Source organism: Pedobacter sp., assembly GCF_040513095.1.
GTDB lineage: Bacteria > Bacteroidota > Bacteroidia > Sphingobacteriales > Sphingobacteriaceae > Pedobacter.
Genome location: NZ_JBEVDX010000102.1, coordinates 1 through 19,445, shown reverse-complemented (window position 1 = coordinate 19,445; position 19,445 = coordinate 1). Strand labels below are relative to the sequence as shown.

Sequence of the window (19,445 nt, the reverse complement as noted above, 5' to 3'; positions counted from 1 at the left end):
GACCTGATAGACCGCCTTAAAGCTGGAAAGATCTATGATCAGACCAAGATCAAACTTGCCCTGGATAATTTCTTTCAGCCCGAGAGGATACTGCAGTTACGTGAACTCGCATTGAAAGAAGTAGCGCATCACCTGGAAAGAAAGATTAGTGCAGAGGTACCAAAGCAGATTAAACTCAGGCCGGAAAAGTTCCTGGCCTGCATTTCTACCAATCATGAAACGGCAAAGATTATTATCCGTAAAACTGCACGCCTGGCTTCTTACTACCGGTCGCCCTGGATAGTATTATATGTGCAGCGCAGCCACGAAGGGGGCGACAGGATCAGGCTGGATCTGCAGCGGCACCTGATCAATAACTTGAAGCTGGCTACAGAACTTGGTGCCGAGGTGCTTAAGGTGAAATCAGAAGATGTAACAGATACCATTACGAGGATTGCCGCAGAAAAAGAAGTAACCACAATTTGTATCGGCAAGCCCCACCTCAGCCTTTTCCAGGTAATCATGCGAACGGCATTGTTTAATAAGCTTTTGAAAAGCATATCAAAAACAGAAACTGATCTGGTGATCCTGTCATAATAAAAATATAAATACCACAAAATTATGAAGATAAAAACAAAATTACGCCTCGGATTCGGATTCCTGTTCGTGGTGGTGATCTTCTTCGGGGCAATATCCCTGTATTGTATGAACGAGATCTCGGTAAGTTCAAAAGTCATCCTGAAGGACAACTATGAGAGCCTGAAATTTGCACGTTCTATGCGCGCTATCCTGGATGACAACAAATTGCCCCTTTCTAAAACAGCGGCGACGAAATTTTTTGCTCAGCTACGTTTGGAAGAAAGCAATGTAACTGAAAAAGGAGAAGGACAAGCAGTTAAGGCACTTGCAGACGCGATCAGGTTAATGACCAGCCCTTCGGTGGATCTGACTATGCAGCAGCAGGCGCTGAAAAAAGCGCAGTTACAACTCAGGATGATTGACGAACTCAACATGAATGCTATTGTAAGAAAGAATGACCAGGCGCAGAAAGGAGTGGAGAAGGCGGCTACATATCTGATTACTGCCGCATCCCTTTGTTTCATTATCCTGTTTTCATTCAGTGTAAACTTTCCGGGCTTTGTGGCCAATCCCTTAAGGGAGTTTTCAGAAGCCATTAAAGGGGTTAGCCGAAAGAATTACAAACAGCACCTGCACTTTGATGGTACTGATGAATTTTCTGAACTCGCCCGTGAATTTAATGCGATGACCTCACAGCTCAATCAGTGGGAAAACAGCAACATAGCCAAGCTGCAGTCTGAAAAACTAAGGATTGAAGCCATTATAGGGCAGATGCAGGATGCCATCATTGGGCTGAATGAGAAGAAGGAGATTTTGTTTTTGAACCAGGTTGCCGGGCAACTGCTCAATATGAACGAGAAGGACGTCATTGGCGCAAATACTCAGGAACTGATCAGAAAGAATGATCTCCTCCATCAGATCATGCAGATTGGCGGTAATGATAAACCCATGAAAATCTATGCCGACGGTAAAGAATCTTACTTCCAGCTGGAACGCCGTGAGATTCTGGTTCCTTCTTATGAAGACCAGCAGGACCAGTTACTTACAAAAGCTATGAAAACAGCGGGAGAAGTGTATATTCTCAAAAATATTACCCAGTACAAAGAACTTGATGAGGCAAAAACCAACTTTATCGCTACGGTTTCCCATGAACTGAAAACACCGATTTCTTCTATAAAAATGAGTTTGAAACTGTTGGATGACGATCGGGTAGGAGACATGAACATTGAACAGAAGGAGCTGGTACAACACATTAAGGAAGATTGCGGACGTTTGCTGAAAATTACCAGTGAGCTCCTTGATCTGTCACAGGTGGAAACAGGCAACCTGCAGTTGAATTTTGTAAAATCAGATCCGCGTAAAATAGCAATATATGCGATGGATACCGTTAGGTTTCAGGCAGAACAGAAGTCGATAGAACTCGAGCTGATCAGCAGAAATGATTTGCCTAAGGTAAACGTAGATACTGAAAAGACTGCCTGGGTGATGGTCAACTTTTTGTCCAACGCCCTGCGTTACAGCGCTGCAAAATCACAGGTTATTATTCAGATAATTGAATCTGGCAGAAACATAGAATTCTCTGTCAGGGATTTTGGTAAAGGGATAGATGAACAATACCAGAAACGCCTGTTTGACCGCTATTTCCAGGTGCCAACCGATGGTAATAACAAGTCGGGTTCTGGTCTCGGTCTTGCAATTTCTAAAGATTTTATTACGGCCGAAGGCGGGAAGATCTGGGTAGAAAGTGCTATAGGTGAAGGAAGCAGGTTTTGTTTCCTGCTTCCGATAGCTGATTAAAGTTACTGCGTCATTGCACTGTTTAGTGCAATGACTGCTGTTTTAAAGTCTTCCCGGGCCACTAAAAACTGGATGTTTACTTTTCTGAGGGCAAATCCTGCGCTTTTGATGCTGATGCCTTTTTCTGTCAACGCAGAGGCACTTCTTGCAAGCAAGCCTGGCTGGTCCATATTAGAACCCAGCACACATACCAGCGCAACTTTTTCTACTGTGATTTTCTCAAATTCGTTTTGCAGGTCTTTTAAAAAACGCTGATTAAAATCACGTTCCCAGATCACCAGTGATATACTGTTGGCACTGGTGGTTTTATAGGTGTAACTTATATTGTGCTGAAAGAAGATTTGCATAATCTTATAGTCGCTCCCCACAGCGCCTACCATCAAAGGGTCGTAAACATCGATAATCAAAAGTTTATCTGTACCGGTAATGATCTCCACCCGTTTCTTTGAGCAGACAAAATCTTTGGTGATTAGTGTTCCCGGATGCGAAGGTTCAAACGTGTTCTTAATTCTCAAGTTTATCCCGTTGATTTCAAGTGGCTTGGCGGCCTTTGGGTGGATGGCTTCCATTCCGACATCAGCCAGCTGGTCTGCAATGTCATAGCTGGTGAAACCCACAGGACTGCAGTTTGGTATCCCTACGACCGCAGGATCAGCTGTTGATAAATGGTATTCCTTATGGATAATGGCTTCTTTAGGTTTAAGGAGCGCAGCAATTTTACTGAAGGTTACCTCAGAATACCCACGGTCGAACTCCCGCATGATACCATCTTTCCCTTTTGTATAACCGGTAACAATACAGATGCGATCTGAAAGATCTATTCCCTTGAAAGCCTGTCTGATCCGCTGGTCGATTGTGAGGGGATGATGGTCCTCGGCACCGCTCAGGTCTATAAATGAAGCGGTCATTCCCATGTGCTGAAGGATGTTACTCAGGTTAAAGGCCGAGTGTGCTTCGCCAATAGAGGCGAGGATTTCCCTGGCCGCCAGTAGTATGCCCTCTTTGCTTACATAACCTGAAGCAAGGATGTTGACCAGGTTATCAAGGTAAACCCTTGCGCGATGCAGCCGCATAGTAATAAACCAGTCGGCAAGTTCCAGATCTAATCCCAGGCCAGCCTGGCTTTTGTTGATCTGCTTGAGTGATTCGCCCACCTGGTCAAGCTGATCATGAAAATCCAGGTGTTTGGCAATACGGTGATAAACACCAGGCTTGCCTGTTTTCTTATTTTCAAGCAACATGTCCGTAACCCCCGAAAATGCAGAAACCACATAAATGTGGTTATAACGTTCAGCGCCATCGCGCTCAAATAAAATGATGTTCTGAATGACTTTGTTAAGCGCACTCATCGAAGTGCCACCTATCTTTTCTACTGTTAGCATGTCTGCGGGATTACAATTGCAAGACCAGAAAAAGAGTGATGGAACACGATTATTAGAAATCAGCTTCTGGATCGGCCCGACGAGCATTTATGTGCGAAAAAATCAGTTTTAGATAATAATCAATGAGGTTAAGGCTTTATCAAGTACCCCATTTTGGAAAGCTTCCTGTCATTTTGGGTAGGAAAGTCAAGTCTACTTTCCTGCCTTTTCCAAGGGCCTGAACCGCAAAGCGCTCCAGGTATCATCAATGGAGATAGCTGTTACTGTTTTTATCCCGTATTGTTCTGCTGTCTCACGGATAACATCTCTGTTCAGGTCAGTTTTAATTTTAGAACTTCCTTTTTGATAGGCAAGCCATAATATGCTGTCTGGCAGGATTAGGGATAGCTGATTTTCGAGGAAATTTAACAGCTCCTTTTTAGAATAAAGGAAAATAACAGTATTTTCATTAGGCAGATCTGGATGGAGGGTATTGGCGAAACCGAGTTCATTAATGTCTGAGAGAAAAGCTTTAGGCGCATTAACAACCGTGGCTATGTCCCTGAACTTAAATTTACTGACAGCGTTTTTCATATTGTATATAGTATTTATTAAAGACGGTTTTTTGATCCATTAAATTCTTATTTCACAGTGTCTTTTTAAAGAACCTTACTGCTACTGCTCCGGTCAATTCGTGGACAGCGTGTCTGTCTACAGATTTGTCATCATTAAATATAGGCGCTCCTGTTTTTTTAAGTTCAGGTGTGGCTTCATTCAAAAACACATAGTGGCCAGTTTTTCCACTTATAATGTACAACTGGGATTTAGGAATGAGCTTGTGATAGTGTGCAGCATTGGTTTTAACAGGCGCTATACTGTCGCTCTGCGCTGCAATAATATAAATTGGATGATCAATTGATGTAAACTGTTCCTTGCTGATAAAGCCCTGTCCGATAGCTGGACTCATCGCAAAAAAGGCTTTGATACGGTTATCTTTCAAGGGCGGACTTTTCAGAAAAGAAACCCGTACTGCAGCTTCATCCACGCTTTTAAGTAAATCCGGAAATTCCGGGATATTAGTTTCCTGTATCCCTTCCGGGGTCTCAGAGAATTTGTTTAATGCTTCCAAATCTAATTTCGCACCGGCAAGTGCAAGTACGGTATAGCCACCTATAGAAAATCCTGCTGCCCCAATACGCCTGCTATCAATTATTTTATTCAGCGAATTATCTTTCAATAATTGTGTAAGCACAAAACTGATATCAAGCGATCTTTGCCAGGGCGTTACAAAATCAATAGCATTCTTATGGTCATAGGTATTTCCCCAATGATCTACTGCTGCCACAACGAATCCGTTTTTCACCAGAATATCTGCCAGCCATTCCTGGGTCATGCGGCTACCGCCTGTTCCATGCGATAAAAGGATAAGCGGATGCTTAGATGAAGGATAAATGCCGTCCCTGACTGTGGGGTCAACCATGAAGGGATAATCTTTTTTTAAGCTTGGTTTTCCTGTATCATGTGTGGGATACCAGATTTCTGTACTGAGCTTCCTTTCACGGAGAGTATCCGTAAAATGGAACGTTCTTTCTCCAATAAGGGCCTCACTGGTTTGTGAACAAACTACCAGCGGAAACAAGAACAGTAAGATCAAAACGTTGTAGAATCGCATTATCGTAGCTTTTAAACAAAATAAGAAATTTTATCAAAATCTGCTATTGACAATGGGCAAAATTTATATTTACCTTGCTGTCATGTTAGATTTATCTTACGCTGAGAACCAAATTCACTGTGTCACAAATTTTATGGATCTTGTTTCTACGCCATTTAAAGGAGTAATGAATGCGATGTGCTGGACTCGCGAACTAAAGGGTGATTTTGCTGAAATCGTTCAAAAGGTAGGACTGAGCGGTAATATAACAGCAGTTGAAGAAGAGGAGCTTCGTGAACTTCAGTTAACTGAACAAGGCCATTTCGCACGCGAAATCCTGTTAAAGGATTTGAAAGCGCTGAAAGCCCATGGCGCATCACCGGTACTTAACGTGATCAGCTACTATGACCGGGATGATACTTTCCCATTTTTGCCGACCGATGTTTATTCCTATCATGTGGATCGCGCTCCTGTACCAACAGATACTTTTTTATGTACTTACTATGGCGAACCGAGCGAAATACTGCCGAATTCGCAAGGCACACAGAAAATACTTATTCCTGAAATACGTATTGAACTTGAAAAACTGTATGATGCTGCAGAAGGAGAATTTGAATCGTTTTTAACTGAAAACTTTTTCGATCTGCACTATCAGGCTAAACCTGAAGCACACCCGATAAGCTGCGGCATTGGCCACCTCTGGAAATTGGCGGTTGATCATCCTCAAAGCGAGGTTCTGCCTTGTTTACATCGGGCACCAAAGGAGAAATCCGGAGAAAGCAGGTTATTGCTGATTTGTTAAATCCATAAAAAAGCCCTCTAAATTCGAGACTTAGAGGGCTTCTTGATATGGTCGGGGTGGCAGGATTCGAACCTACGACCTCCTGCTCCCAAAGCAGGCGCGATACCGGGCTACGCTACACCCCGAAAAAATTGGTATCACCTTTAACCTTGTCTTTATGATCTAAATGATCTTTCCGATTTGGCGTGCGACAAAGGTAAATAAATTGATGACAATTTTTGGGTCGCCGGGTATTAAAACAAAAGAAAATTCTTAAAACCTTGCTTTTCAAGGAGAAAAATTTTTAAACACTTTCAATATGCACATAAGAAAGTTGATTGATCCGGATATTCTTTATTTTTATCGGGATAAATTATCTTATTTTATGATAAAACGTATTTTCTTGCCAATGCTGTTTGCAGCATCATTAAGCATTAATCAGGCGAATGCCGCAAAAGTTGATACTGTAACCACGTATAGCGAAGCGATGAAGAAAAGCATCAGGGCAGTAGTGATTACGCCAGATAGTTATTCCAACGATAAGACATACCCTGTAGTATACCTGCTCCACGGGGCGGGCGATAACTATTCGGGATGGATCAAAAAAGCACCTACTGTAGCAATGACCGCCGATCAATATCAGCAGATTATTGTTTGCCCAGACGGGAACGTGACCAGCTGGTATTTCGACAGCCCGGTGAACAAAGCCTGGAAATATGAAACGTATGTCACTAAAGAGCTTATTCCCTTTATTGATGGCCACTATAGAACAATCAGAGACAGAAAGGGCCGGGCTATAACCGGACTTAGCATGGGCGGGCACGGGGCGCTGTACCTTGCTTTCAGGCATCAGGACCTTTTCGGCGCTGCCGGAAGCATGAGCGGGGGAGTGGATATCCGGCCTTTTCCAAAAAACTGGAAGATTGAAGAAAAACTGGGCAGCTATGCGGAATATCCGGAAAACTGGGAGAGAAATACAGTGACCAATATGCTTAACCTGCTTAGTCCGGGTTCACTGGCTCTGATCATCGACTGCGGGACAGAGGATTTTTTTTACAAGGTAAATGTAAACCTGCACGATAAAATGCTGGAAAGGAACATTCAGCACGACTTTATTACCCGGCCCGGCGGGCATACATGGCCATACTGGGCAAATGCGGTCAAATACCAGATGCTTTATATGAGCCTCTATTTTACCAGGGATTAGTTCTATTGCCTGATACTTATTGCAAGAACGACAATGAACACATTTGTGCTCAGATAATAATTGAAATGTGATGAAAATAAAAGCTAAAATCCGTCTCGGATTTGGATTCCTGTTTGTGCTGGTACTCCTGTTCGGATCAATCTCGCTGTACTATATGAATGAGATTTCGGAGAGTGCAAAGCTCATCCTTAAAGATAATTATGAGACATTAAGTTATACAAGGGATATGCGCTCCATCCTGGATCAGCATGACCTTCCATTGGATAAAGAAGCGATTGTCGGGTTTTCCAGAATCCTGAAACTGGAACAGAAGAATATTACCGAAAAAGGCGAAAATCAGGCAGTTGCGGCATTGGGAGCTGGATTTCGGGTGATGAATTCTCCGGCGGTTCCGTTAGAACAGCAAAAGGCGGCAATGGCAGGTTTGAGGAAACAATTAATGCGGATAGACCGGCTCAACATGGATGCGATCGTCAGGAAAAATAAGACTGCGCAGCAGGCAGTTGAGAAAGCAATTTTGTACTTAATTACCGCAGCATCCTTTTGTTTTCTGGTGTTGTTCTCTTTTATGGTGAATTTCCCTGGCTTTGTAGCCAATCCACTGAAAGAATTTTCGGAAGCGATTAAGGCAATCGGCCGCAAGAATTATAAACAGCGACTGCATTTTGAAGGTTCTGATGAATTCGCAGAACTCGCACAATCTTTTAATGAGATGGCAGCCGTGCTCAATACAGAGTTTAAACAACGGGATGAAGCTAAAACAAACTTCATAGCAACCGTGTCTCATGAGCTGAAAACTCCCATATCCGCTATTAAAATGAGTTTGAAGTTACTGGATGATGAACGGGTCGGCCCGCTGAACCCCGAACAGAAGGAACTGGTTGATCATATTAAGGATGACTGCAGCCGTTTATTAAAGATCACCAGCGAATTGCTTGATCTTGCGCAGGTGGAAACAGGCAATCTGCAACTGAGCTTTGTAAAAGCACATCCCGAAGAAATTGTGGACTATGCGCTCAATGCTGTGCAGTTTCAGGCTGAGCAAAAAAATATTGAGCTGGAGCTGATCAGTAATGGTATACTTCCCCCGGTTAATGCTGATGTTGAAAAAACAGCCTGGGTGCTGATCAATTTCCTCTCCAACGCCCTGCGGTATAGCGCTCCGCAATCGAAAGTGCAGATCGGTCTTGTGCAAAAGGAAGGAGGAATTGAGTTTTCCGTGCGTGATTATGGAAAAGGGATTGATGAACAATACCAGGAACGATTGTTCGACCGCTATTTTCAGGTTCCGGCTGATGGTAACAACAAATCAGGGTCTGGACTGGGACTGGCGATTTCCAAAGATTTTATAGAAGCTGAACAGGGTACGATCTGGGTTGAAAGTGAGCTTGGCAAAGGAAGCAGGTTTTGTTTTATGCTTCCGGTTGCAGATTAGAAGACTGGATATAGAGATCAGCAATTCCCCCATCGGGCCTATTCAGGATTCCAGTCGCCCGTAACAGCTATGTAAGCCTTCAAAAAGCTGGGGAAAACTGAGTTATTCAAAAAATTACATATTGTACAATATTGTTACGAAAGCCTAATTTAACGCATTCATAGGTGTATAGACTGATAATATCCTATTACAATCTCTGTTTCTGTACGTGTATTCCAGGAATGTTTGCAAATTATTTATAGTATTTATGAAATATTATTGAAAATATTGTCAATAAGTTGTAATTTGAGCATGCTTAAACGATTTTTATATATACTTAACCTGCAGCTATAGACTAATTTTTACAAATTCCATGAAAGACGACTTCAACCAGATATTTAAAAACTACAAGTGTAGGGTTTATGCCTATATACTTGCTATAACTAAGTCGGAGTACGTTGCTGAAGAGATTACGCAAGAGATTTTCATTAAATTGTGGGTAGCAAGGGAAAATCTTCATGAAATCAAGAACCTGGACGGCTACGTTTTCAAAATAGCAAGAAATCTTTCCCTGAATCATCTCCGCAAGGTGGCCTATAATGAAAAGATGTCTACAGAACTGATACGCGTAGCTGCAAAAGATGGCGATAGTGCAGAAACTAAGCTGAATCTTTTTGATTACAATAAACTGATCAATCAAGCCGTGGATGGTTTATCCCCGCAAAGAAAACTGGTTTTTAAGCTGAGTAAAGAGGATGAACTGAGTTATGACGAAATCGCCTCACAGCTTAAACTTTCAAAAAACACAGTTAAGAACCACCATCTTACTGCAATGGGTATTGTACGTTCGTTCCTCATTAAAAACGGCATTAGTTCAGCGGTGACAGTTTTCTTTCTGTTTACTTGCTAAGGCGGTTGAAAGCCAGGATTCCCTGGTTCCAACATTGACATTGTATTTATTTGTTTTTTTTTCTGTTTTGATTAGTCTGATCGCACAGCTGGTGTGTCTTTCTTTTAAATCAGCCAGAGAATGGAAGTAAAAAATAGAATTTCTGTACTTTTTAGTAAATATGTAGCAGGTGACGCTAATAAAGCTGAAGTGGCAGAACTTCTTGAACTGGTCAAAAGTGAAGATGCTGCTATGGAACTTGATGCTGAGATGGAGCATTTCTGGAACCAGCATAATCCAGCAGCTGAACATGATGTCGACTGGCAAAGGATTTACAATAGGGCAATCGCTTCTGATCTGGAAATCACCCCAACCCATAAATACAGCAGCAAGGTCTGGCTGAGTGCTGCGGCTATGCTCATCGGCATATTTGCTATGGCATTTTGGTTTACCACCTATAAAAGTTCAGCTACACCAGGCGAAAAATATGTTTCAGGAAAAGCAGGAGCAGGCAAAATGCTTGTTGTTTACCTGAATGACGGTACTAAGGTTACCTTAAACTCAGGTTCTGAATTGCTGTATCCCGAGAAATTCGACAGAAGCAAACGTGAAGTTTATCTGAATGGTGAAGCTTACTTTGAAGTAGCTCATAATCCTTCAAAATCTTTTTTAGTACATTCCGGAAAAGTTGTGACCAGTGTACTTGGTACTTCTTTTAACGTAATGGCTTACCCGGCAATGTCAAGGATGTCGGTAACTGTCCTTAGCGGTAAAGTAGCTGTCAAAAATACCAGCAATGAAAAGCTCGTAACCTTATTGCCAAAACAGCGCGCCAGTTTAAGTACCGGAAGAGATGCTTTTGCTGTAGATACAATAAAAGATGTTGCAGAGATGATTGCCTGGAGCAGGGGAGAGCTGGTTTTTGACAATGCTACCCTCGAAGAAATTGCATTGAAAGTCGGTAACAAATTTGGCATTAATGTAAAGGTGCTCAACAAAGAGAAAAAAGAAAGACGGATTACGGGTACGTTCAACAAGCAGTCATTTGCTGAGATCATGAATGCGGTGACCCATTTAACAGAAACCAACTATAAACAAACAAAACAAAATTATATAATATACTAATAATTAAGAATATAGCTCTCCACTCGATTGAACCGGATCTATGTAACTACCACGAATGCCTATGCAGTAAGAGTACTTGCAAAAAAAAAGTTGGATGTGTCCCACCACATCCAACTAATTAAGCTTTCGCTCAAAAAATTCATTTTCTCCACTCACCGGAGAAGTATTAACAAATTTCCTCTAATATATGACAAATTACATATTGTCCGACCGATTTTCATGTAAAAATCTGGTTAGTATTATATTTATAGTGTTTTTGCTTCTCCTGGATTTTGATGCTGAGGCAGAAAAGGTCAGATTTCAGGATCCTGACACCAGAATTACGCTCAATGTGAGTAAAATGCCCGTAACTGAGGTCTTAAAAATAATCAACAAACTGGCAAAAATAGATTTTGCATATGGCTCTGATGTATTAAAACCATCTGACAGGGCCAGCATCAATGTGAAAGATGAAAAGCTTTCAGTAGTGCTGAAGACGATTCTTGAACCCCTGAACATGCAATTTACCATTGCAGATAACCTCGTGCTGATAGAAGCTGTAAAATTCAGAAACAAAGTACCTGCTGCGAAAGCGGCCATTTCAGCAGAGCAGCAGTTCCCGGTTAAAGGGACAGTAACGGATCATAAAGGACTTCCCCTTCCCGGCGTAAGTGTAAAACTTAGGGGAGGAACATCAGCGGCAACTACAAATGCTGATGGGCAATACACTATTTTCATTCCTGAGGGCAGCGGAACACTTATATTTACATTTATGGGCTATCTGGTCAGAGAAATTGCTGTAGCAGGCAAAACTGTGGCCGATGTAGAAATGAAGGAACAGTCGCAGGACCTGACTGAGGTGGTGGTTACCGCGCTTGGAATTAAAAGAGAAAAGAAATCCCTTGCATATGCGGTCACAGAAATAAATGGGAGTGAATTCACCCAGGCCCGCGAAATTAACGTTGCCAATGCGCTAACAGGGAAAGTAGCTGGTGTAAATGCTACAGGACTGTCTACCGGACCGGGTGGGTCAAGCCGGATCATTATCAGGGGCAACGGTTCACTCAACGGAAGTAATCAGCCCCTTTACGTGATCAATGGAATGCCAATGGATAACAGTACGCCCGGCGGAAGTGCTACCTCAAATGGTGGCTCGGACGGAACGGGGAATGTGGACAGGGGAGATGGGATCAGCGGGATCAATCCTGATGATATCGAATCGATCAGTGTCCTCAAAGGTGGAACGGCTGCAGCACTGTATGGTGCAAGGGCTGCAAATGGCGTGATCCTGATCAATACCAAAAAAGGCCGCGCGCAAAAGGGTGTGGGCATTGATTACAATAGCACTTTTAATGTAGACAGGATAATTGTATCGCCCGACTGGCAGTATGAATACGGACAGGGTACCGACGGAACAAAGCCAACAACTCAGTCACAGGCAATTGCCAGCGGCCGTCGCTCATTTGGTGCGAGGATAGATGGCTCGGCTTATATCGCTTCCGACGGCTTGTCGCACCAGTATTCGGCAGTAAAAGATAATGTGAACGATTTCTATCAGACCGGCACGTCATTTACCAATACCCTTGCCTTTACAGGTGGAAATGAAAACCTGACCTACCGGTTCTCGGGAAGCAACCTCGACAGCAAAAGTATTCTTCCGAACAGTACATACAACAGGAAAACAGCAAACCTGAGCGTGAACGGCAAACTGGGGCCAAAGGTTAGCTTCGAAGCGCTCGCACAATATAATGTTGAAAATGCACATAACAGGCCAACTGCGGGCGACGCATTGGGGAATCCAAACTGGACGCCGCTTTTAGTGTCAAATACTACGGATGTTGACTGGTTGAAACCGGGTTTTGATGTAAATGGAAAAGAAACGGCATGGAATGATGCCGCAATCGCTACAAATGGTTATTTTGTAGTGAACAAATTTCAACAGGAGGATACCAAAAACAGATTTATCGGACAGGCGGGACTTACCTTTGAGATCGTCAGAAATCTATCTGCAAAGGCTAGTGTGAGCCGTGATTTTTATAATTATGAATACGAATATATCCTGCCTAGCGGAACATTATACACTCCTAATGGTCAGTACGCAGCCTTAAAGGCTGATAATGCTGAAACCAATGGCTTACTGACCCTAAACTATAGCGGGAAAATAACTGATAATCTTACATTAACCGCGCTTGCCGGCGGTAACCAGCAGCGGTCGGTTTACAACCTGGTCACCACTACCGGGAAAAACTTTACTATACCTTATTTTTACAGTACTACCAACCTTTCTACTATTGCCTCAGTACCTACTAATAACCATACGGCGATCAACTCGCTGTTTGCATCGGCAGATATTGGATTCAGAAGTTATGCTTTTTTAACGGTTACCGGCAGACAGGACTGGTTTTCAACACTCAGCCCGGAGCACAATCATCTTTTTTACCCATCCATCGGTGGCAGTTTTGTACTATCGGATGCTTTTGCTTTGCCAAAAGTAATCAGCTTTGCAAAACTAAGGGCGTCATGGGCACAGGTTGGTGGCGGTGCACCTGACCCATACCAGATCAATCTGGGATATACCAATCAGCCCTCATCAGGCCAGCCCATCCAAAATGTAACCAGCACAACCATCAGTAACCGTAACCTTCAGCCCTATACTTCAACCACAACAGAAGCAGGTGTGGAAGCAAAATTTCTAAACAACAGGCTGGGCGCAGACATCACCCTGTATAACCGTAAAACAACAAACGACATCGTTTATACTGCAATTAGCGGTACCAGCGGCTTTAACAATGTGATCCTCAATGTGGGTGAGCTGAATAACAGGGGAGTTGAGGCTTTGTTCACCGGTAATCCTGCAAAATCAAAGAATTTCTCCTGGAACATCAGTTACAATGTTTCTTACAATAAGAATACAGTACAAAAACTGAGCGAAGGGCTCAATCAGATCCAAATGGCTTCTTCTGTAAATTCCTACGCTTATGTCAACAACATCGTGGGCCAGTCGTACGGTTCTATAGTGGGCACAAAAATGCAGAAAGATGCCAATGGCAACACGGTTTTTAATGCAACTACCGGCTTGCCCGTAGCTACCGGCTTACAGGTTCTGGGTAAAGGTGTTGCACCCTGGACCATGGGCTTAGCCAATGATTTCCGCTTTAAAGAATTTACGCTCAGTATTTTAATTGACGGTAAGTTTGGCAACAAGATCTTCTCACTGACGGACGTTTATGCGACACGGCTGGGATTAAATAAAATGACGCTGCCAGGAAGAGATGGTGGTCTTACGGTTGCTGGGGTAACTCAAACAGGAGCTCCTTATACCAGGTTCATCCCGGTAAGCGGTTTGCAGTCGTATTATGATAACTATAAATCTTACACAGACCTGTTCGTTTACAACGCAGGTTTTATCAAGCTTAGGCAGATCATCCTTTCCTACGCTTTACCTGTAAAGAATATCGCCGCACTTCAGTCGGCCGCCATATCGCTTGTCGCGCGTAATCTGGTAACGCTCTACAAACAAACAGATAACTTTGATCCTGAACAAAGTTATACCAACTCGGCGAGTCAGGGATTTGAATCTATCGGCTTACCGAGAACAAGGACAGTCGGGCTCAATTTAATGGTTAAATTCTAATGAAAAAAGATATGAAAAGACAGCTAAATCCTATCATTCTTGCTTTCTTATTCTGCCTGGTACTGTCTGGCTGTGATAAAGGTTTTGAGGAAATGAATACCAATCCGAACGCTTCCCCCGTTGTGAATCCAGCTTTTACTTTTACTAAAGCACAGTTGGACGGAGCTGCAAATTCGCTGATCCTGCTGCAGGGCACAATGCAGTATACCACAAGCTTTAATGATGTTGCAGGTTTCGGCGCCAAATATGTGCTGAGCCAGCGCAGCGCAAGTTATTTAGCTTTTACAAATGCCTATCCCAAAGAAATAAACGAGATCATTTCTGTGATCAATACCATAAAAGATGATCCGGGCCAGGTTAATACACTTGCGGCCTCAAGGATCTGGAAAGCCTATATTTTTAGCAGGCTCACTGATCTTTACGGTGATATTCCCTATTCACAGGCTGGAAAGGGATATACAGATGCAATTTATAAACCGGTTTATGATACGCAGCAAAGTATATATGCTGATCTGCTCAAAGAACTCGATGAAGCTGCGGCAAGTTTTGATCCTTCAAAAACAACTTTTGGCCAGGCTGATCTGATCTACGGTGGAAATAACACACAGTGGAAGAAATTTGCATATTCACTGATGTTACGACTGGCCATGAGAATGACCAAAGTGGATGTGGCAAATGCCGAAGTATGGGCAAAAAAAGCCATCGCAGGGGGAGTTATCCTGGACAACGCAGACATTGCAAAAGTAAATGGTTATGTGGTCATGGGACAGGACATCAACAAGAATCCACTTGCGCTGAATATGCTGAACTCAGATTATATCCAGGCAAACGGCACCAGCAATACTGAAGGAGGTAAATTCCAGGATGTATTTATCAACTCGCTGAAAGCAAATAAAGACCCACGACTCGCCGTACTGGCTGTGGTATATGTAAATGGACTGGCAGATACTTCTGCTGAAGTTCAAAAAGGGATGTCTGCCATGCTTGGTTCTAAGCCCTCTGATTTTGTTACCTATTCGGAACCTAACCAACTTACCATCCTGCAGTTAAACAGTCCTTATTTACTGCTGACAACTGCAGAAACAAATTTCCTACTGGCCGAAGCAGCGTTACGGGGTTGGTATACAGCTAATTCTGCCAGTACACTCTACGAAAATGGAATCACGGCAGCAATGCAGCAATGGGCACTGTTTGGTCCGGCGGGTGTAATCACACCCAATCAGATCAGCACATATATAAAATACCACAAACTTTCGGTATCCGGTACTATGGCCGCACAATTGGAACAGATTTATAATGAGTTCTGGGTAGGCGTATATCCAAATTCCCAGGAAGTTTTTGCGACTTACCGCCGTACGGGATTTCCGGCTCTGGTGCCCAACAACTATGTAGGAAATGCTACCGGCGGCAAGATCTTCCGCAGAATGGAATATCCAATAACCGAACAGAATTTAAATGCTGAAAATTATAGGGCAGCAGTTGCACGCCAGGGAGCAGATGATTTTTTAACGCGCATCTGGTGGGATAAGTAATCTTTTGATTAAGAAAATATGAATACTAATACTAACATATAATAAACACACACAATGAAAAAGTTTTTTCTTTTTTGCACTGCAGCAGCCTGCATGTTTAGCTTTACGGTACAGGCGCAGCATTACAGTATCGTCATCAAGGGTGGTCATGTGATTGATCCAAAAAACAATGTCGACAAAGTTATGGACGTTGCCATTCTGAATGGTAAAGTAGCAAAAGTTGCATCAAATATCAGTACGGCAGATGCTGCACAGGTAGTGGATGCTAAAGGGCTGTATGTTTCACCAGGACTAATCGATATGCACTCTCACAATTTCCAGGGTACTACTCCTGATCATTACCTGAGTGATGGCTTTAGTGCTTTAAACCCGGATGGATTTACTTTTCGCGTTGGTGTAACCACTGTAGTTGATGCAGGCAGCTCGGGCTGGAAAAGCTTTCCAAAGTTTAAGAAAAATGTAATTGACCAGTCGAAAACACGCGTACTTGCTATGCTGAATATCATTGGAGAAGGAATGCGGGGCGGTGCATATGAGCAGGATACTACTGATATGAACTCAAAGATGCTGGCTATGGTGGCTAACAACAACAAAAAGATAATTGTTGGGATTAAAGTAGCCCACTACGAAGGTCACGAGTGGACGCCGGTAGATCATGCTGTTGCGGCTGGCGTAAAAGCGGATATCCCGGTAATGGTTGATTTTGGGGGCGCAACACCTGCATTGTCTTTAGAGGAACTTTTCACAACACACCTGAGAAAAGGTGATATCTTTACCCATTGTTTTGGCGCTTTAGCCCCCTCAAGGGAGGAAATGATTGATAAAGCTACAGGCAAAGTAAAACCTTATTTTTATACAGCCCGCAAGAAAGGAATTATCTTTGATGTAGGTTACGGTGGTATCAGTTTTGCTTATTCACAGGCTTTACCTGCAATGAAGGAAGGCTTTTATCCAAATACGCTGAGTACTGATATCCATACCGGAAGTATGAACAATGCGATGAAGGATATGATGAGCGTAATGTCTAAGTTCCTGAATATGGGAATGCCGTTGAAAGACGTAATCAAAGCTTCTACATGGGCACCAGCACAGGCCATCAAAATGGAAGAACTTGGGAACCTTTCTGAAGGATCTCCCGCAGATGTCACTGTTTTCGATATCCGTAAAGGTAAGTTCGGTTTCTTTGATTATACAGGACACAAAGAATCAGGAACACAAAAATTTGAATGTGAAGTAACCATCAGGGATGGTAAGGTTGTATATGACCTGAATGGAAATACAAGCCCTATCGCATTAGGTAAAGGCGACCACTAATTTATTAAAGTAGAAATATAGAGATATGAATTTGACTATTAAAACCAGCCTCCTGGCATTGGGCATCGCTTTTTTAGCTTGCAAAGTAAAGGCACAAACAATTCCGAAAGAGGAACTGATCTACCTCACGTCCGACTGGAAAGGGGAACGTTTTCCTGACGGAAGGCCACGTATCCCGGATGAACTGCTTGAACGTGCAAAAAATGTAGGTATCGAGGAAGCATGGACTATCCTCAGCAATGAAGGTTATAAATGCCAGTTTGATGGCGGATTTAAAATGGTACATGAAAATGCCCCATTTGTTGGAAGAGCACTTACGGCAGCCTATATGCCCTCAAGACCTGACCTCGAAAAGAATATCAAGGATCGCGGAGCGAAACAGGGTAGAAAAGGAAATACCAATGCCTGGGCTATCGACATGTTATCCAAAGGTGATGTGTATGTTGCTGATGGTTTTGGCAAAATTGCCGAAGGAACTTTGATAGGTGATAACCTTGGGAACTCAATTTTTGCAAAAACGGGTACCGGTGTAGTATTTAATGCTTCCAGCCGTGACCTTGATGGCCTGAGACAGATCAAAGGATTTAACGCTTTTGTGCGCGACTGGGATCCGTCGTACCTGAAGGACGTGGTATTGACTGGTTTAAATACGCCGATCCGGATAGGAAGGGCTATCGTATTACCGGGAGATCTGGTAATCGCAAAAAGTGAGGGGGTGATCTTCATTCCTGCGCATCTGGCCGAAAAAGTAATCCTTACGGCAGAATTTATCAGTCTCCGTGATACATTTGGTATCCAGATGCTTAAGGAAGGAAAGTATTCTACCGGTGAAATTGATAACCAATGGACAGACAAAATCAAGGAGGATTTCCTGAAATGGCTGGATAAAAACCCGGGCAAAATACCAATGAGCCGCGCAAAGCTTGACGAGTATATGAAAGGCAGAACCTGGTAAGGTAAAGCGGGAATCCCTTGCAATGCAGGGTTAAAATACTTTTTTATAAGGATAGGTTTGCCTACATTGAAAGCTGAAAAATTTCTGAATAAATGTTCATATGGATTTAACACAACCAGCCTTCGAAGGCAAATCTATCCCTGCAAAAGGACCGCGGCTGCTCTCTCTCGATTTCTTCAGGGGCTTCACTGTCGCTTCTATGATCCTTGTGAATAATCCAGGCAGCTGGGCACATATCTATACTCCTCTGGAACATTCTGCATGGCATGGATGTACACCTACAGACCTTGTATTCCCTTTTTTCCTGTTTATCGTAGGCGTTTCTATCGTATATGCAATGGAAGGCAGAAAAGCCAATCCTGCGCTGCATGGCGCTTTGCTCTTATCGATCCTTCGCAGGGCAGTCACGATTATCTTTCTGGGCATGTGTTTGTCGCTCGTCTGGAAGTATGATCTTGCCCATCTCCGTATTCCTGGTGTTTTATTCAGGATTGGTGTGGTGTTTGGCATTGCTGCACTCATATATATAAAAACTACAACCAGAACCCAGGTTTTTACAGTTGCTGTACTGCTGGTAGGGTATTACATCCTGATGAATTTTGTTCCTGTGCCCGGTTTCGGCCCTGCCAATCTTGAACCTTCGACAAACCTGGGCGCATGGCTGGACAGGCTGGTCTTCACAGAGAATCACCTCTGGAAATCCTCTAAAACCTGGGATCCTGAAGGTTTGCTTGGAACACTAACTGCTGTAGGAACGTGTCTTATCGGTGTGCTTACTGGTACATGGCTGAAGAAAGGAAAACTTAAAGACTTGAAAGATCTGGGAGTTATTGCTGGAACGGGTGCAATTCTGGTGATTGCCGCACTGATATGGAATTTGTTTTTCCCGATTAACAAAGCTTTATGGACCAGTTCTTTTGTGCTTTATACCGCGGGGATAGGGATTATTATCCTTTCATTATCCTATTGGTTCATCGATATCAAAAAATATCAGCTCCTGATCTGGCCATTTGTGGCCTTTGGCCGGAATGCTATCACTGCATTTGTGCTTTCGGGAGTTTTACCGAGGTTGTTATCTTTTATTCCATATTCTTCTCATGGCGAGAAAACCAATATCTGGGCTTTTGTTAATCATGAAGTTTTTGAACCTAATTTATCGCCAAATAATGCGTCGCTGATTTCGGCAGTTACCATTGTACTGCTGATCTTTATTCCGATATGGTGGATGTATAAAAAGAATGTGATTGT

The 19,445-nt window shown here is 43.0% G+C and carries 15 protein-coding genes and 1 tRNA gene; 12 read left to right on the top strand and 4 right to left on the bottom strand.

Going from position 1 to position 19,445, the window contains the following annotated elements; genetic code table 11:
* Both ABWY16_RS12425 and ABWY16_RS12420 read left to right on the top strand, forming a co-directional pair.
* Window positions 1-576 (top strand): adenine nucleotide alpha hydrolase family protein (locus ABWY16_RS12425; protein WP_502930997.1); only part of this gene is annotated, 576 nt, incomplete at its 5' end.
* Window positions 577-600: 24 nt separating this feature from the next.
* The gene (locus ABWY16_RS12420; protein WP_353904964.1) at window positions 601-2,355 is read left to right on the top strand and encodes a HAMP domain-containing sensor histidine kinase; all 1,755 of its coding nucleotides are present in this window, start codon (window positions 601-603) and stop codon (window positions 2,353-2,355) included.
* A gap of 2 nt (window positions 2,356-2,357) precedes the next feature.
* Here the strand turns inward: ABWY16_RS12420 and ABWY16_RS12415 are convergent, their stop codons facing one another.
* The 3 genes from ABWY16_RS12415 to ABWY16_RS12405 all read right to left on the bottom strand — a co-directional run bounded on the left by ABWY16_RS12415 (window position 2,358) and on the right by ABWY16_RS12405 (window position 5,388).
* The gene (locus tag ABWY16_RS12415) at window positions 2,358-3,737 is read right to left on the bottom strand and encodes an aspartate kinase (protein ID WP_353904963.1); all 1,380 of its coding nucleotides are present in this window, start codon (window positions 3,735-3,737) and stop codon (window positions 2,358-2,360) included.
* 192 nt (window positions 3,738-3,929) lie between these two features.
* Window positions 3,930-4,310, bottom strand: coding sequence for a hypothetical protein (locus ABWY16_RS12410; protein ID WP_353904962.1), 381 nt, complete (start codon window positions 4,308-4,310; stop codon window positions 3,930-3,932).
* 52 nt (window positions 4,311-4,362) lie between these two features.
* Entirely contained in the window at window positions 4,363-5,388 is a 1,026-nt protein-coding gene (locus ABWY16_RS12405; protein WP_353904961.1) for an alpha/beta hydrolase family protein, read from the bottom strand.
* An 82-nt stretch (window positions 5,389-5,470) separates the two neighbouring features.
* Between ABWY16_RS12405 and ABWY16_RS12400 the strand changes: the two genes are divergently transcribed.
* Window positions 5,471-6,169, top strand: a complete 699-nt coding sequence (locus ABWY16_RS12400) for a DUF1826 domain-containing protein (RefSeq protein ID WP_353904960.1) — start codon at window positions 5,471-5,473, stop codon at window positions 6,167-6,169.
* Window positions 6,170-6,217: 48 nt separating this feature from the next.
* On the opposite strand, the gene ABWY16_RS12395 is transcribed toward ABWY16_RS12400, so the two are convergent.
* A tRNA-Pro gene (locus ABWY16_RS12395) sits at window positions 6,218-6,294 on the bottom strand.
* A 239-nt stretch (window positions 6,295-6,533) separates the two neighbouring features.
* On the opposite strand from ABWY16_RS12395, the gene ABWY16_RS12390 reads away from it, so the two are divergent.
* From ABWY16_RS12390 to ABWY16_RS12350, 9 genes are all read left to right on the top strand, one after another.
* The gene (locus ABWY16_RS12390) at window positions 6,534-7,355 is read left to right on the top strand and encodes an alpha/beta hydrolase (protein ID WP_353904959.1); all 822 of its coding nucleotides are present in this window, start codon (window positions 6,534-6,536) and stop codon (window positions 7,353-7,355) included.
* Between the two features lie 70 nt (window positions 7,356-7,425).
* A complete protein-coding gene (locus ABWY16_RS12385) occupies window positions 7,426-8,790 on the top strand; it encodes a sensor histidine kinase (RefSeq protein ID WP_353904958.1) in 1,365 nt (454 codons plus the stop codon).
* Window positions 8,791-9,142: 352 nt separating this feature from the next.
* Complete coding sequence (locus ABWY16_RS12380) at window positions 9,143-9,679, top strand: RNA polymerase sigma-70 factor (protein WP_353904957.1); 537 nt, start codon at window positions 9,143-9,145, stop codon at window positions 9,677-9,679.
* A gap of 120 nt (window positions 9,680-9,799) precedes the next feature.
* Window positions 9,800-10,783, top strand: a complete 984-nt coding sequence (locus ABWY16_RS12375) for a FecR family protein (RefSeq protein WP_353904956.1) — start codon at window positions 9,800-9,802, stop codon at window positions 10,781-10,783.
* A 250-nt stretch (window positions 10,784-11,033) separates the two neighbouring features.
* Entirely contained in the window at window positions 11,034-14,396 is a 3,363-nt protein-coding gene (locus ABWY16_RS12370; protein WP_353904955.1) for a SusC/RagA family TonB-linked outer membrane protein, read from the top strand.
* 11 nt (window positions 14,397-14,407) lie between these two features.
* The gene (locus ABWY16_RS12365) at window positions 14,408-15,928 is read left to right on the top strand and encodes a SusD/RagB family nutrient-binding outer membrane lipoprotein (protein WP_353904954.1); all 1,521 of its coding nucleotides are present in this window, start codon (window positions 14,408-14,410) and stop codon (window positions 15,926-15,928) included.
* Window positions 15,929-15,982: 54 nt separating this feature from the next.
* Window positions 15,983-17,242 (top strand): amidohydrolase/deacetylase family metallohydrolase, encoded by a 1,260-nt coding sequence (locus tag ABWY16_RS12360; RefSeq protein ID WP_353904953.1) that lies wholly within the window; start codon window positions 15,983-15,985, stop codon window positions 17,240-17,242.
* A gap of 25 nt (window positions 17,243-17,267) precedes the next feature.
* Entirely contained in the window at window positions 17,268-18,197 is a 930-nt protein-coding gene (locus ABWY16_RS12355; RefSeq protein ID WP_353904952.1) for an RraA family protein, read from the top strand.
* Between the two features lie 100 nt (window positions 18,198-18,297).
* Window positions 18,298-19,445 (top strand): acyltransferase family protein (locus tag ABWY16_RS12350; RefSeq protein WP_353904951.1); only part of this gene is annotated, 1,148 nt, incomplete at its 3' end.

What these genes read in the sequence shown, in the direction of transcription:
- ABWY16_RS12415 (WP_353904963.1), bottom strand. Translation starts at nt 3,737, where the DNA reads ATGCTAACAGTAGAAAAGATAGGTGGCACTTCGATGAGTGCGCTTAAC.
- ABWY16_RS12410 (WP_353904962.1), bottom strand. Translation starts at nt 4,310, where the DNA reads ATGAAAAACGCTGTCAGTAAATTTAAGTTCAGGGACATAGCCACGGTT.
- ABWY16_RS12385 (WP_353904958.1), top strand. Translation starts at nt 7,426, where the DNA reads ATGAAAATAAAAGCTAAAATCCGTCTCGGATTTGGATTCCTGTTTGTG.
- ABWY16_RS12365 (WP_353904954.1), top strand. Translation starts at nt 14,408, where the DNA reads ATGAAAAGACAGCTAAATCCTATCATTCTTGCTTTCTTATTCTGCCTG.
- ABWY16_RS12390 (WP_353904959.1), top strand. Translation starts at nt 6,534, where the DNA reads ATGATAAAACGTATTTTCTTGCCAATGCTGTTTGCAGCATCATTAAGC.
- ABWY16_RS12355 (WP_353904952.1), top strand. Translation starts at nt 17,268, where the DNA reads ATGAATTTGACTATTAAAACCAGCCTCCTGGCATTGGGCATCGCTTTT.
- ABWY16_RS12405 (WP_353904961.1), bottom strand. Translation starts at nt 5,388, where the DNA reads ATGCGATTCTACAACGTTTTGATCTTACTGTTCTTGTTTCCGCTGGTA.
- ABWY16_RS12400 (WP_353904960.1), top strand. Translation starts at nt 5,471, where the DNA reads ATGTTAGATTTATCTTACGCTGAGAACCAAATTCACTGTGTCACAAAT.
- ABWY16_RS12360 (WP_353904953.1), top strand. Translation starts at nt 15,983, where the DNA reads ATGAAAAAGTTTTTTCTTTTTTGCACTGCAGCAGCCTGCATGTTTAGC.
- ABWY16_RS12375 (WP_353904956.1), top strand. Translation starts at nt 9,800, where the DNA reads ATGGAAGTAAAAAATAGAATTTCTGTACTTTTTAGTAAATATGTAGCA.
- ABWY16_RS12420 (WP_353904964.1), top strand. Translation starts at nt 601, where the DNA reads ATGAAGATAAAAACAAAATTACGCCTCGGATTCGGATTCCTGTTCGTG.
- ABWY16_RS12380 (WP_353904957.1), top strand. Translation starts at nt 9,143, where the DNA reads ATGAAAGACGACTTCAACCAGATATTTAAAAACTACAAGTGTAGGGTT.